This is a genomic window from Bradyrhizobium sp. USDA 3256, assembly GCF_054058275.1.
The window spans coordinates 7,481,234-7,494,002 of the sequence record NZ_JBSSAE010000002.1 but is presented as its reverse complement, the minus strand read 5'-3'; the positions used below and the strand labels follow the sequence as shown (position 1 = coordinate 7,494,002).

The window sequence follows — 12,769 nt, the reverse complement described above, 5'->3', positions numbered from 1 at the left end:
CTCCAGATTCTCTTCAGCTCTCGCCGCCGGCGAAGATGTCCTTGCGGATCTCCGCGTGGACGCCCCAATTGCCGTCGACCACCTGGGTGACGCCGAAATCGACACCGAGCGAGATCAGCGAGATGGCCTCGTCCTCGGTCAGCTTCTTCGTCGTCATCAGGAATTTGCGCATCTTGCGGAAGGCATCGCGCAGAGCGAGGTCGACCGACGACTTCTTGTAGATCTCGGTCTGCGCGCCGGCTCCGAGCTCGCCGAGGTAGTTGGCATAGCTGAAGCCGTGCACCAGCCATTCGTCCTGGGTCTCCAGCATCGGGTAGTCGAGCGCTTCGAGCGCGGTGCCGGCGAGGTCGGCCTTCTTGTGCAGGATGATCTGGAAGGTGCCGTTGAGCGAGCATTCGATCGCCGTGCCGCACAGTTCGGAATCGCCCTGCGAGGCGTGAGAATCGCCGACCGACAGCAGTCCGCCTTCGACCGCCACCGGGTAATACATCGTGGCGCCCTTGCCGATGCGCCAATTGTCGATGTTGCCGCCGGTGTAGCTCGGCGGGATCGAATCGACGAACTCGGCCTCCTTCGGCGCGAGCCCGATCACGCCGAAATGCGGACGCACCGGGATGCGCACATTCTTCAGGATGCCGTGGTTCTCCTTGACCGTCGAATGATCGACCGGCACGCCGGGATAATCGATCGTCTTGTGCACCACGCCGGACGGATCGGTCTGCGGCGTCCAGGTGAAATTGTAGACGGCGCGCGCCCAGTTGCGCTCGCCGGTCGCGTCGACCTCGTAGATGGTGACCACCTCGCGCGGCTTCGGCTCGGTGAGCAGATCCTTGTAGTGGAAGCCCCACGATGCCGCAGCGTTGCTGCCGAACGCCTTGCCGGAATATTTCGGGTTGGCGCAGGGCCGCGGCGCGACGTCGATGATGCGCAGCTCGAGCACGTCGCCTTCCTCGGCGCCGCGCACGAACACCGGCCCGGTACAGATATGCACGCCGAGGCCTTCGCCGGCGCCGCGTCCGAACAGCGAGGCATCCATCGGGCCGGCGCCGCGCCGGTTCACACCCTTCTTCTCCTTGGTCCAGAGATAGACGCTCTCGACGCCGGGATCGCCCTTGACCATGCGCTCGGCATCGTCATTGGCGTGATGCGTCAGCGCCTCGATGGTGATGAAGTCGCCGGAATTGATCTCGACGCGCGGCTTCAGCGACTTGCTGAAATAACCCCAATGCACGGTGTCGGCATTGGCCGGCAGATGGTGATAGGCGCGCTGCGCCGGCTGATGCTTCTCGGCGGCGGCCGCCATTTTCGGCGTCACCAGCGAGATGCCGCCGGCGGTCATCGCCGCGGCGCCGCCCGCCGCCGCGAAGCTCGAGCGCAGGAACGAACGGCGTTCCCGGTCGAGCGTCTCCTTGAACTGTCGATGATGCAATTCGAAGTCCGGGCAGTTCTTGTCGTCACCTGCGCACATCTTGAGCTCCTCCTTGGATCGAAAGTGCGCATGAGAGTGCATGGCGCCGCGCCGCTCCGACATGACCGGGCGCGCCCAATAATTTGTCGGCGCGCTTGCTGCCTTCGCAACGCAAAGGCCTGTGCAACAGCGTGCGAGGCATCTGCGGCGGCCGCCTTCGCATCGCGGCATGGCCGGAACGGTCAAGAATTTGGGCGCATGCGATCAAGTTGCACTGCGTTCGCCGCTGATAGCGCTGCCACGCGAAAGCGGCCGCTTCCGCGCGTTGCACGACGGCTGGGCAACATGTGCCGCAGCAACATGCTTGCCGCCTGCCTGCAATCGGTGCAGGCTGCGTTCACGGCTCTGTGAGTGGAAGGCCGCGGTGCTGCGGCCTGGAGGGGTGATGGTCGCGACGACCTTTCGGGTTTCGGTCGATGCGATCCCGCGGCAAAACCGGCGGGAGGTCTGGCGCGAGGCGCTGGCCGGTCTGCAGCTCGATTGCGAATTGCCGGAGACCGGTCAATTCCAGTTCGGCGAATTGACCGCGAAGCGCTCGACCAGCGGCGGCCAGCTCGCGCTGCTGCGTTCGACCGAGCAGCAGATCGTCTGCAGCGGTCATGCGGCCTCGCCGGGAATGCCGGCGCGGGTCGCCATCATCTTCCACGGCTACGGTCGCGGCAGCATCACGTCCGGTCAGCGCAGCTGCGAGTTCGCCGACAACGACGTCTCGGTGTGCGACCTGCAATCGCCGTGGCGCATGACCTTGCGCGAGGATTTCGAGATCCTGCTGCTTGAACTGCCGCGCGAGCGCTTGCTCGGCCGGCTCGGGCATAATCGTCTGCGTTTGCCGGCGGTGCTCGGGGCGACGATTGCGGCTGCGGCCGTGCGTCCGGTAATGCGGACCGTGGGCGGCAATTTCGCGATCCTGGACAAGGCGGATCTTGCCACCGCCGAGGTCGCGGTCACCGAACTCGTCGCCGGCGCGCTGCTCGGCGAGACGCGGCTCGATGCCGAGGCGATGACCCAGGTCCAGGCCGGCCATCTGCGCCGGGTCGATGCCGCGATCGAGGCCCAGCTCGGCAATGCCGGCCTGACCATCGCCGACATCGCGCGGCAGGAGGGGCTGTCGCAACGCTATCTGCAACGGCTGTTCGAGCGGCAGAACACGACGTTCTCGGCCTATGTGCGCGAGCGGCGGCTGGAACGCTGCTGCAACGATCTGATCGATCCGAACTATGCCGACCAGCGCATCGCCGAAATCAGCTACCGCTGGGGCTTCACCGATCAGGCCCATTTCAGCCGGATGTTCAGCGCGACCTACGGCACCTCGCCGCGCGACTTCCGCAAGGCGGTGCCGCGCGATGTGGAGGGCGAGCGCACGCGCGGCCGGCCGCGGCTGGCGCGTGGCACCGCAACGCTGCTGCGGCTCGCGCCAAGTCTCGCGTCAAGCCCGGTGGCGCGCGAGACGGTTGCGCCGCCGGAGCCGATCGTGCCGGTTGAACCGCCGGCGGCCGTGCCGGAAGGGCGGGGCGCCTCGCATCACCATCTCAAGGTGTCCAGGGAGACCGCACATTGGGGCTATCTCAGCCGCGCCATCCCGCCTGTGATGAGCGTGCAGTCGGGCGCGGTGGTGACGATCGAGACGCTGACCCAGCACGCCTTCGATGATTATGAGCGCATGATCAAGGGCGACCCGGGTGCGGAGAGCGTGTTTCGCTGGACCGCCGAGGGCAAGTCGGTCGAACGGCGCGGCGCCGGCCCGATGGATGGTTCGATCTTCGGCCGCGGCGCCGGCGAAGGGTTCGGCGTGCACATCTGCACCGGGCCGATCTATGTCTGCGGCGCGGAGCCGGGCGATGTGCTCGAGGTGCAGATCCTCGATATCTGGCCGCGGCCATCAGCCAACCCGGCCTACGCCGGCAAGTCGTTCGGCAGCAATGCCGCGGCCTGGTGGGGCTTTCAATACAACGATCTGATCGATCCGCCGGCCAAGCGCGAGACCATCACGATCTTCGAGACCGATGCAGAGGCCGAGTGGGCCCGCGCCGTCTATTCCTACCGCTGGACGCCGCAGACCGATCCGTTCGGCGTGCGCCACGAGACGATGGATTATCCCGGCGTGCCGGTCGATCACGCCACCGTCGAGAAACAGCCCGGCGTGCTCGCCGGCGTGCGGATTCCGGCGCGGCTGCATTTCGGCTTCATGGCGGTGGCGCCGCGCGAGTCCGACATCATCGATTCGATTCCGCCCGGCTATTTCGGCGGCAATGTCGACAATTGGCGCGCCACCAAGGGCACCACGCTCTATCTGCCGGTCGCAGTATCAGGCGCGCTGTTCTCGATCGGCGATCCGCACTTCGCGCAAGGCGACGGCGAGGTCAACGGCACCGCGCTCGAGCTTTCGCTCACCGGCCAGTTTCGCTTCATCCTGCACAAGAGCGGCACGGCGACCAAGCCGCATGTCGAGGGGCTGGCGCACCCGCTGTTGGAAACGCCGGAGGAGTGGATCCTGCACGGCTTCAGCTACGGCAATTATCTGCGCGAGCTCGGGCGCAACGCGCAGTCGGAAATCTACCAGCGCTCGTCGGTCGATCTGGCGCTGCGCAACGCGTTCCGGGCGACGCGCAAATTCCTGATGGAGTGCTACCGTCTCAGCGAGGATGAGACGCTGGCGCTGATCTCGCTCGGCGTCGATTTCGGCGTCACGCAGGTTGCCGACGGCAATTGGGGCGTGCACGCGATCGTCCGCAAGAGCATGCTCCCCGGGGCAAGCGGCGCCTGACGCCGGCCTGAGTTGCCGCCGTCAGGATTGCGCGAAACGATAGCGGCCGGTGCGTCCGGCCGATCGGCGAAGCGACCTACTCGTCCTTCTTCGTCGGCTGCGACATGCGCTCGAGGCGTTCCTGCATGTCCTTCATCTGGCGGCGAAGGTCGTCGATGTTGCCGTCATCGGGCGTGGGCTCCGGCGCCTTCTCGGCCTCGCCGCCGCCGCGTTGCGGCACGAACGGCTTGAACATCGAGAAGGTCTGCTGGAACAGCTCCATGTTGCGGCGGACCTGTTCTTCCAGCGGCGCAAACGGTGTCCCGCTCAGCGCGCCCGCGATCTGCTTGCGGAATTTTTCCTGTTCCTTGGTCAGCGTCTCGATCGACTGTTCGAGATATTTCGGCACCACCATCTGCATGCTGTCGCCGTAGAACCGGATCAACTGGCGCAGGAACGTGGTCGGCAGCAGGTTCTGCCCGGCCTTGTTTTCCTGTTCGAAGATGATTTGCGCGAGCACGGAGCGGGTAATGTCGTCGCCGGTCTTGGCGTCATAGACGAGGAAATCCTCGCCTTCCTTCACCATCGCCGCGAGATCCTCGAGCGTCACATAGGTGCTCGTCCCGGTATTATAGAGCCGCCGGTTCGCGTATTTCTTGATCGTGGTCGGTTGTTCAGATTTTGCCATGGGCTCTCACTTCAACACCGAAGAACCTGGAACCCTACGGCATCGCCGCAGGGCAAAATGCAACGCATCGCAGCAAAGGTAAGCATTTTCAAAGCGGTTCGGCTACAGTTTTGTGCTGTGCGGTTAATTCCAAAGCATAGGATTTGCTCAGGAAAGTGCCAAGGCCGTCATTTTGAGTGCGTCGCGGCGCGATTTGCCCGACAGTGCGATTGACATGTCTCGATGAGGTTTACAGGATAGCCGTCAAGAGACAGGCCCGCCAAATCGGCCGCCCGCCGTCGAGAAACCCAGCTACAACCCATAGGAGATGTCCATGTCAGACGATGTCGTCATCGTCAGCGCCGCCCGCACCCCCGTCGGTAGCTTCAACGGCGCTTTCGCCACCACGCCGGCCCATGACCTCGGCGCGATCGCCATCAAGGCGGCGCTGGAGCGTGCCGGCGTCGAGGGTGGTCAGGTCTCCGAAGTCATCATGGGCCAGATCCTCACCGCCGCGCAGGGCCAGAACCCGGCCCGCCAGGCCTCGATCGCGGCCGGCATCCCGGTGGAAAGCCCGGCCTGGGGCGTCAACCAGCTCTGCGGCTCCGGCCTGCGCACCGTGGCGCTCGGCTACCAGGCGCTGCTCAACGGTGATTCCTCGATCGTCGTCGCGGGTGGCCAGGAATCCATGAGCATGGCCCCGCACGCGCAATATCTGCGTGGCGGCGTCAAGATGGGCGGCCTCGAGCTGATCGACACCATGATCAAGGACGGGCTGTGGGATGCCTTCAACGGCTACCACATGGGCAACACCGCCGAGAACGTCGCCAAGCAGTACCAGATCACCCGGTCGCAGCAGGACGAGTTCGCGGTCGGTTCGCAGAACAAGGCCGAGGCGGCGCAGAAGGCCGGCAAGTTCAAGGACGAGATCGTCCCGGTCACCATCAAGTCCCGCAAGGGCGATATCGTGGTCGACACCGACGAGTATCCGCGACATGGCGCCACGCTCGACGCGATGGCCAAGCTCCGCGCGGCCTTCGAGAAGGAGGGCACCGTGACCGCCGGCAACGCCTCGGGCATCAATGACGGCGCCGCCGCCGTCGTGCTGATGACCGCCAAGGAAGCCGCCAAGCAGGGCAAGAAGGTGCTGGCCCGCATCGTCTCGTGGGGCCAGGCCGGCGTCGACCCCAAGATCATGGGCACCGGCCCGATCCCCGCCTCGCGCGCCGCGCTGAAGAAGGCCGGCTGGAACATCGCCGACCTCGATCTGATCGAGGCCAACGAGGCGTTCGCGGCGCAGGCTTGTGCGGTGAACAAGGACCTCGGCTGGGATCCGGCCAAGGTCAACGTCAATGGCGGCGCGATCGCGATCGGCCATCCGGTCGGCGCGTCGGGTGCGCGCGTGCTGGTGACGCTGCTGCACGAGATGCAGAAGCGCGATGCCAAGAAGGGCCTCGCGACGCTGTGCATCGGCGGCGGCATGGGCATCGCTATGTGCGTTGCACGCGACTGAACAAAAGGCAGCGAGGCCGGTTAGGTGATGAAAAGATCATCTGTCAACCGCGGCGCGAGCTGATAAATAAGATGCCCGGCTTTGCGCCGGGCATTTTTGTTTCGAGGGGTTGTGAGTGCGTAGGCCGGAGTTATCCGGTTATAAAAGACGGCCAAGGAGGAAACGGACATGGCACGTGTTGCATTGGTGACGGGCGGAACGCGCGGTATTGGAGCTGCGATCAGCAAGGCGCTGAAAGCGGCGGGCTACAAGGTGGCGGCGAGCTACGCCGGCAATGACGCCGCGGCGGAGAAGTTCAAGGCGGAGAGCGGGATTCCGGTCTACAAGTGGGACGTCGCGTCGTTCGACGCCTGCGCGGCCGGCGTCAAGCAGGTCGAGGCCGATCTCGGCCCGGTCGACGTGCTCGTCAACAATGCCGGCATCACCAAGGATACCGCATTCCACAAGATGACGGTCGAGCAGTGGAACGCCGTGATCAACACCAATCTCGGCTCGCTGTTCAACATGACGCGCCAGGTGATCGAGGGTATGCGCGCCCGCAAGTTCGGCCGCGTCATCTCGATCTCCTCCATCAACGGCCAGAAGGGCCAGTTCGGCCAGGTCAACTACTCTGCGGCAAAGGCCGGCGACATCGGCTTCACCAAGGCGCTGGCGCTGGAGAACGCCAAGGGCGGCATCACCGTGAACGTGATCTGCCCCGGCTATATCAACACCGAGATGGTGCAGGCGGTGCCGAAGGACGTGCTCGAGAAGAACGTGATCCCGCAGATTCCGGTCGCCCGGCTCGGCGAACCCGAAGAGATCGCGCGGGCCGTGGTGTTCCTGGCCGCCGACGATGCCGGTTTCATCACCGGCTCGACGCTGACCGTGAACGGCGGCCAGTATCACGCCTGACGCGAGCAGCGTCGTCGCGTCGCAGGCGCGCACAATCAAGTCGCGAATGCCCGGCCTTGTGCCGGGCATTTTCGTCTTTACAACGCGCCACACGCGAAGGAAGACGTGGCCGGCCGGGACATCGGCGAGCGGCTGCAGACCGCCATCCTTTGGACAGTCATGCCCGGCCACGACGGATTGATTTGAGATGACGACCCGAACTGCCACCCTTGTCGGACTGACCGCCATCCTGATGTGGTCGCTGCTGTCGGTCATGACGGTCGCGACCGGGACTATCCCGGCGTTCCAGCTCGCGGCCATGACCTTTGCGATCGGCGCCGCGGTCGCGTTCGCGAGCTTCCTGTTGCGGCCATCGGCCTTCGGCGCGTTGAAGCAACCGCTTGTCGCCTGGGTCGTCGGCGTCGGCGGGCTGTTCGGCTATCACGCGCTGTATTTCCTGGCGCTGCGCTTCGCCCCGCCGGCCGAGGCCGGCCTGCTCAATTATCTCTGGCCGCTGTTGATCGTGCTGTTCTCGTCGCTGCTGCCGGGCGAGCGGCTTGCCGTGCATCACATCGTCGGCGCGCTGCTCGGCCTCGCCGGCACCGTGCTGCTGTTCGCCGGCAACACCGGCGCCTTCACGAAAGAGCAGATTCCAGGCTTCGCGGCCGCCTTCGTCGCGGCGTTCGTCTGGGCGTCCTATTCGGTGATGTCACGCCGGCTCAAGGCGGTGCCGACCGATGCGGTGGCCGGCTTTTGCCTTGCGACCGCCGTGCTTGCGGCGCTGGTGCACATGATGGTGGAGACGACGGTGTGGCCCGCGACGCCGCTGCAATGGCTCGCCGTCATCGCGCTCGGCATCGGGCCGGTGGGGGCCGCGTTCTTCGCCTGGGACATCGGCATGAAGCGCGGCGACATCCGCGTGCTCGGTGCCGCGTCCTATGCGACGCCGCTGCTCTCGACCGCGTTCTTGATAGCAGCGGGGTTTGCCAAGCCGAGTGCCAACATTGCGATCGCCGCGATCCTGATCGCCGGCGGCGGCCTGATCGCGGCGAAAGACATGGTGCTGAGAAAAAGAACGTAGGGAACCCATCAACTTCTATCCACGCGGCGAGATGATGGGTTTCGCTGCGCTCTACCCATCCTACAAGAACTCTTACGAAGCCGGCTCCCAGCCCTTTGGCGCCAGCTCGAACTTCGCGAACTCGAATCCCGGCGCGACGGTGCAGCCGACCAGCGTCCAGTCGCCACAGCTTTCCGCGGCCTGCCATGTGTCCGCCGACACGATCGCCTGCGGCCGCTCGCCGCGCGCCACATCCGGCCCGAGCGTGATCGAATGTGGGGCGCCGTCCTCTGCAATCCGCAGCGTCAGCGGCGCGCCGGCGTAATAATGCCACATCTCGACCGCGTCGATACGGTGCCAGTGCGAGCGCTCGCCGCGCGCCAGCAGGAAGTAGATCGCGGTCGAATGCGCGCGGCCATTGGCGTCGCAGCGCGCGTCGCGGAACGTCTCGCGATAGTGCCCGCCTTCGGGATGCGGCTGCAGCGCAAGCCGCGCGATGATGTCGGCAGCCGAGAGGTCGGCCATCACGACTTGTTCTTGCGCTCGCGGAGCTCGCCGAACACCAGCGCCGGGTCGGCGCCCTTCATGTGCAGCTTGGCCGCGACCGCGGGCTCGTCGGCGCGCAGGAACACGTTGGCCTTCTTCTCGTCGCCGAGCAGCACCGGAATCGTCGGCTTGTTCTCGGCGCGAAGTTTTGTGACTTCTTCGGCCCGCTTCTGCAGGGCCGGATTGTCAGGCTCGATGGTGAGCGCGAACTTCACATTCGCCGCGGTATATTCATGGCCGCAATAGAGACGGAAATCATCCGGCAGCGAGCGCAGCTTCAGCAGCGAATCCCACATCATGGGATAGGTGCCCTCGAACACCCGGCCGCAGCCGATCGAGAACAGCGTATCGGCGGCGAACACCGCCTTCTGGCCGTCGAACACATAGGAGATGTGATCGAGCGTATGGCCGGGCGTCTCGACCACGCGTGCGAGCAGGCTGCCGACCTTGATGACATCGGCATTGGCGGCGCGCAGATCGACATTGGCGATCTTGGCCGACTGGTCGCGCGGGGCGACGACGCGGCAGCCGTATTTCTGCTTCAGCTCGGCGACGCCGCCGACATGGTCGCCATGGTGATGGGTGATCAGGATATCGGTCAGCGTCCAGCCTTCGCGCTCCAGCGCCTTGATGATCGGGCCGGCCTCCGGCGCGTCGATCGACGCCGTCGCCTTGGTCGCGGGATCGTGGATCAAATACCCGAAATTGTCGGTGAGGCAGCTGAAGGTGCGAATTTCGGCGGTCATGATATCTCCACGAACAAACGGGACGGACATTTCAAAGCATGATGTATTCGAAAGACCGGTATCGACTTTCCCGGGTCATGCTTTTAACGCGCCCAATATAGGGGTGAAATATGGCGTTAACGCTCCGGCGGCAATGCAATTTTCGGCGCACCCCGGCAGCGGGGGGCGTGTTAGGCTAAATCATGGACGTCATCGACCTGCGCGACTTCTATTCGCAGCGCCTCGGCATCGTGGCGCGGCAGCTGATCAACCGGGGTATCCGCGCGCGGTGGCCGAACGCGGAAGGCCAGCGCGTGCTCGGCCTCGGCTATCCGACCCCCTATCTCGGCCTGTTCCGTGAGTCCTGCGAGCGCTGCATCGCCTTCATGCCGGCGGCCCAGGGCGTGCTGAAATGGCCGACCGGCCGGCCGGCGCTGGCCACCCTGATCGACGAATTCTCGATGCCGCTGCCGGATGCCGCGGTCGACCGCGTGCTGCTGGTGCACGCGCTGGAGATGTCCGATGACCCGGAGCGGCTGCTGCGCGAGGTGTGGCGGGTGCTCTCGCCATCGGGGCGGGTGATCGCGATCATCCCGAATCGCCGCGGCGTCTGGACGCGCACCGACGCCACGCCGTTCGGCCATGGCCGGCCCTATTCGCGGGCGCAGATCACGCAGCTGTTGCGGCAGACCTGGTTCACGCCGTCGTCGTGGGGCGAGGCGTTGTTCATGCCGCCGGTGCAGGGCAGCTGGTTCCTGCGCTCGGCGATGGCGTGGGAGCGGGTCGGCGCGGCGCTGTCGATGCCGTTCGCCGGCGTGCATATCGTGGAGGCGACCAAGCAGGTCTATCGCGCGATCCCCGCGCGCCGCGAGCGCACGCAGTTGATCCCGTCATTGCGTCCGGTGCTGGTGCCGTCCTCGACGGCGACGCGCAAATCGACTCACACAGAGGCGTGAAATGTCACCCTCCCCGGAAGGGGGAGGGTGGCTGCACGGTTGCGTTACTCGTTGCCCGGATTGAAGTCGTCGCTCGGCGCGGGCTGTGCCGCCATATCGGGGCGCGGGCCGTGCGGACGGCGGCGGCGGCGCGGGAAGCGCTCGCTCCGTTCGCCGCGTTCTGCGCCGCCATTATTGCCTTCGTAGGCGCCGTTGACCTGCGGCTGCGCGCCGCCGGTGATGAACGAGGGCAGGCGATCGACGCCGCCGGCATCGGCCATCGCGGGCTGCGGCTGGTTCTGCGGCTGCGGCTGGTATTGCGGCTGCGGACGATGCTCGCGCTCACGATGTTCACGCGGTTGATGCTCACGCGGCTGCTGCTGATCGCGCTGGTACGGCTGCTGGCCGTTGTCGCGCATGAAAGGTTGCTGCTGCTGCGGCACGAAGCCCGGCTCCTGGCCGAAGCTCGAATAGCCGTCGCTGTCGTCGTCGCCGTCTTCGGTCGGCGTGACCTCGGCGTCCGGGCGCGGCTGCTGCTGGTTCTGCCGGAACTGCTCCTGCGCGGCCGCGATGATCCGGTAGTAGTGCTCGGCGTGCTGATAGTAGTTCTCAGCTGCCACCGGATCGCCGGACGAGCGCGCATCGCGCGCAAGCTGAACGTATTTCTCGGCCACGTGGGAGGCCGTGCCGCGGATCTTGATGTCGGGTCCGTTCGATTCATACACCCGTGTCAGGGGATTCTGGCCGCGCCGGTTATTGTTGTTGTTATTGTTGTTGTTATTCCGGTTGCGCATCCGCTTGTTGTTCTGACCGTTTCTCATCTGTCGCCTTTTATTCCAGCCCTGAAGTTATTGCAGTCCACAGTCCGATTTCTCAGAAGTCCGATTCCCAGAGTCCGATTCGGCGCGCGCCTAGGCACACGGAATCGCAATACCGTTCGAAGTGGTTTCGATGTCGCCGACCATCTCGTTCAGCAAAGTCGCGTTCAGCAAAGACGCGTTCCCCAACCGCCGGCAATCGCGCCAGCGACCAAATCATTCCGCCCGTTGAGACAGGCTCAGTTCTCGTGCGTAAGTCTTCAAGCGCAATAACAGGCTTTCGTTCGCTTGGCGGTCGAGAGCAGCACAGCTTCGGCTATTGCGCTCTATGAGACCTGCGTTCCTGGAACCTTTCGATCGGCGGGCTCTGCTGAACCCTGGTCATCACCCGTAACGGATTACGGGGCCAGCACCGATGTTGTGCCCGGAACGTAGTCGTTCCCGGGGGATAATCCAAGAGGTTTTTTTTCGTTCCAATAGGACTTTATCGGGGCAGCCGGCGGGCGGAAACGGCCCTCGGGATGCCCCCGAGATCGGCTTTTGGCGGCCCCGTTGGGGATAATCCGGATGCCGTCATCAGCGCTTCAATGTCGCCGCTCTGACCCTGTCCGACTTCCACAACCAGAAATCCGCCTGGGGCCAAAAGACCCGCAGATTGCGAAATCAGCGCGCGGTAGGCGTCGAGCCCGTCGGCACCGCCGTCGAGCGCCGCGCGCGGATCATGCGCGCGCACCTCGATGTCGAGCGCAGCGATATCGGCCGAGGGAATGTAGGGCGGGTTGGACACGATCAGCTCGAATGCGCCGACGAGCCCGCTGCCATAGTCGCACTCGATCCATGTCGTGCGCTGGCTAAGTCCGAGCGCGGCGGCGTTGCGGCTCGCAGTCTGCAGCGCTTCCGCCGAGATGTCGGTGGCGAAGCCATGTGCGTTCGGCAGTTCCGAGAGCAGCGCCAGCAGGATTGCGCCGGAACCGGTGCCGAGATCGGCGATCCGCAACGCGCGCTCGGCGACGCCGTCGGCGCGCAGCAGTTCGAGCGCACGCTCGACCACCGTCTCGGTGTCGGGGCGCGGCACCAGCGTCGCGGCGGACAGATGCAGCGGCAATCCCCAGAACTCCTTGACGCCGAGGATGCGCGCGACCGGTTCGCCGGCGAGGCGGCGCTGCGCGAGGCGCTCGAGGCGATCCGCCTCGTCCCTCGTCAGCGCGCGCTTCGCGCCGGTGACCATGCCGGTCAGATCGAGCCCCAGCGCGGCGCCGACCAGCAGGCGCGCATCGAGCTCGGCGGCGTCGCGGCCGGCCGCCTTGAGGCGGGCGGCGAGGCTGCGCCTGATACTCTCGACGGTCGGGCGATTTTCAGCGGGTTCGCTCATCGCGCGTTGTTAGCCGATGGTCGATGCGGCGTCGATATCACTTGCGCCC

The 12,769-nt window shown here is 65.4% G+C and carries 11 protein-coding genes; 5 read left to right on the top strand and 6 right to left on the bottom strand.

Going from position 1 to position 12,769, the window contains the following annotated elements; translation table 11 throughout:
• Positions 1-13 precede the first annotated feature (13 nt).
• The gene (locus ACVWY5_RS37345; RefSeq protein WP_028337343.1) at positions 14-1,468 is read right to left on the bottom strand and encodes an acetamidase/formamidase family protein; all 1,455 of its coding nucleotides are present in this window, start codon (positions 1,466-1,468) and stop codon (positions 14-16) included.
• Between the two features lie 385 nt (positions 1,469-1,853).
• Here ACVWY5_RS37345 and ACVWY5_RS37340 point away from each other — a divergent pair, with 385 nt between their 5' ends.
• Positions 1,854-4,232 (top strand): acetamidase/formamidase family protein, encoded by a 2,379-nt coding sequence (locus ACVWY5_RS37340; protein WP_028337342.1) that lies wholly within the window; start codon positions 1,854-1,856, stop codon positions 4,230-4,232.
• Between the two features lie 76 nt (positions 4,233-4,308).
• Here ACVWY5_RS37340 and phaR read toward each other — a convergent pair whose 3' ends face one another.
• A complete protein-coding gene (phaR, locus tag ACVWY5_RS37335) occupies positions 4,309-4,899 on the bottom strand; it encodes a polyhydroxyalkanoate synthesis repressor PhaR (protein WP_016841133.1) in 591 nt (196 codons plus the stop codon).
• Between the two features lie 313 nt (positions 4,900-5,212).
• On the opposite strand from phaR, the gene ACVWY5_RS37330 reads away from it, so the two are divergent.
• The 3 genes from ACVWY5_RS37330 to yddG all read left to right on the top strand — a co-directional run bounded on the left by ACVWY5_RS37330 (position 5,213) and on the right by yddG (position 8,345).
• Positions 5,213-6,391 carry an acetyl-CoA C-acetyltransferase gene (locus tag ACVWY5_RS37330; protein ID WP_028337341.1) on the top strand — a complete coding sequence of 393 codons (1,179 nt, stop codon included), beginning with the start codon at positions 5,213-5,215 and terminating at the stop codon, positions 6,389-6,391.
• A 168-nt stretch (positions 6,392-6,559) separates the two neighbouring features.
• Complete coding sequence (gene phbB, locus ACVWY5_RS37325) at positions 6,560-7,285, top strand: acetoacetyl-CoA reductase (RefSeq protein ID WP_016841131.1); 726 nt, start codon at positions 6,560-6,562, stop codon at positions 7,283-7,285.
• Positions 7,286-7,472: 187 nt separating this feature from the next.
• The gene (gene yddG / locus ACVWY5_RS37320) at positions 7,473-8,345 is read left to right on the top strand and encodes an aromatic amino acid exporter YddG (protein ID WP_028337340.1); all 873 of its coding nucleotides are present in this window, start codon (positions 7,473-7,475) and stop codon (positions 8,343-8,345) included.
• A 72-nt stretch (positions 8,346-8,417) separates the two neighbouring features.
• Here the strand turns inward: yddG and ACVWY5_RS37315 are convergent, their stop codons facing one another.
• Positions 8,418-8,849 carry a cupin domain-containing protein gene (locus tag ACVWY5_RS37315; protein WP_028337339.1) on the bottom strand — a complete coding sequence of 144 codons (432 nt, stop codon included), beginning with the start codon at positions 8,847-8,849 and terminating at the stop codon, positions 8,418-8,420.
• Complete coding sequence (gene gloB / locus ACVWY5_RS37310) at positions 8,849-9,616, bottom strand: hydroxyacylglutathione hydrolase (RefSeq protein ID WP_028337338.1); 768 nt, start codon at positions 9,614-9,616, stop codon at positions 8,849-8,851. Before gloB ends, ACVWY5_RS37315 begins: the two co-directional genes overlap by 1 nt.
• A gap of 182 nt (positions 9,617-9,798) precedes the next feature.
• On the opposite strand from gloB, the gene ACVWY5_RS37305 reads away from it, so the two are divergent.
• Positions 9,799-10,551, top strand: a complete 753-nt coding sequence (locus ACVWY5_RS37305) for a class I SAM-dependent methyltransferase (RefSeq protein WP_028337337.1) — start codon at positions 9,799-9,801, stop codon at positions 10,549-10,551.
• A gap of 44 nt (positions 10,552-10,595) precedes the next feature.
• Here ACVWY5_RS37305 and ACVWY5_RS37300 read toward each other — a convergent pair whose 3' ends face one another.
• Complete coding sequence (locus ACVWY5_RS37300) at positions 10,596-11,351, bottom strand: DUF4167 domain-containing protein (protein WP_028337336.1); 756 nt, start codon at positions 11,349-11,351, stop codon at positions 10,596-10,598.
• A gap of 481 nt (positions 11,352-11,832) precedes the next feature.
• Positions 11,833-12,720, bottom strand: coding sequence for a peptide chain release factor N(5)-glutamine methyltransferase (prmC, locus tag ACVWY5_RS37295; RefSeq protein WP_028337335.1), 888 nt, complete (start codon positions 12,718-12,720; stop codon positions 11,833-11,835).
• Positions 12,721-12,769: the final 49 nt, after the last annotated feature.

Coding starts and splice junctions, on each gene's coding strand:
- phbB (WP_016841131.1), top strand. CDS start 6,560: ATGGCACGTGTTGCATTGGTGACGGGCGGAACGCGCGGTATTGGAGCT.
- gloB (WP_028337338.1), bottom strand. CDS start 9,616: ATGACCGCCGAAATTCGCACCTTCAGCTGCCTCACCGACAATTTCGGG.
- ACVWY5_RS37300 (WP_028337336.1), bottom strand. CDS start 11,351: ATGAGAAACGGTCAGAACAACAAGCGGATGCGCAACCGGAATAACAAC.
- ACVWY5_RS37305 (WP_028337337.1), top strand. CDS start 9,799: ATGGACGTCATCGACCTGCGCGACTTCTATTCGCAGCGCCTCGGCATC.
- ACVWY5_RS37315 (WP_028337339.1), bottom strand. CDS start 8,849: ATGGCCGACCTCTCGGCTGCCGACATCATCGCGCGGCTTGCGCTGCAG.
- ACVWY5_RS37345 (WP_028337343.1), bottom strand. CDS start 1,468: ATGTGCGCAGGTGACGACAAGAACTGCCCGGACTTCGAATTGCATCAT.
- ACVWY5_RS37340 (WP_028337342.1), top strand. CDS start 1,854: ATGGTCGCGACGACCTTTCGGGTTTCGGTCGATGCGATCCCGCGGCAA.
- yddG (WP_028337340.1), top strand. CDS start 7,473: ATGACGACCCGAACTGCCACCCTTGTCGGACTGACCGCCATCCTGATG.
- ACVWY5_RS37330 (WP_028337341.1), top strand. CDS start 5,213: ATGTCAGACGATGTCGTCATCGTCAGCGCCGCCCGCACCCCCGTCGGT.
- prmC (WP_028337335.1), bottom strand. CDS start 12,720: ATGAGCGAACCCGCTGAAAATCGCCCGACCGTCGAGAGTATCAGGCGC.
- phaR (WP_016841133.1), bottom strand. CDS start 4,899: ATGGCAAAATCTGAACAACCGACCACGATCAAGAAATACGCGAACCGG.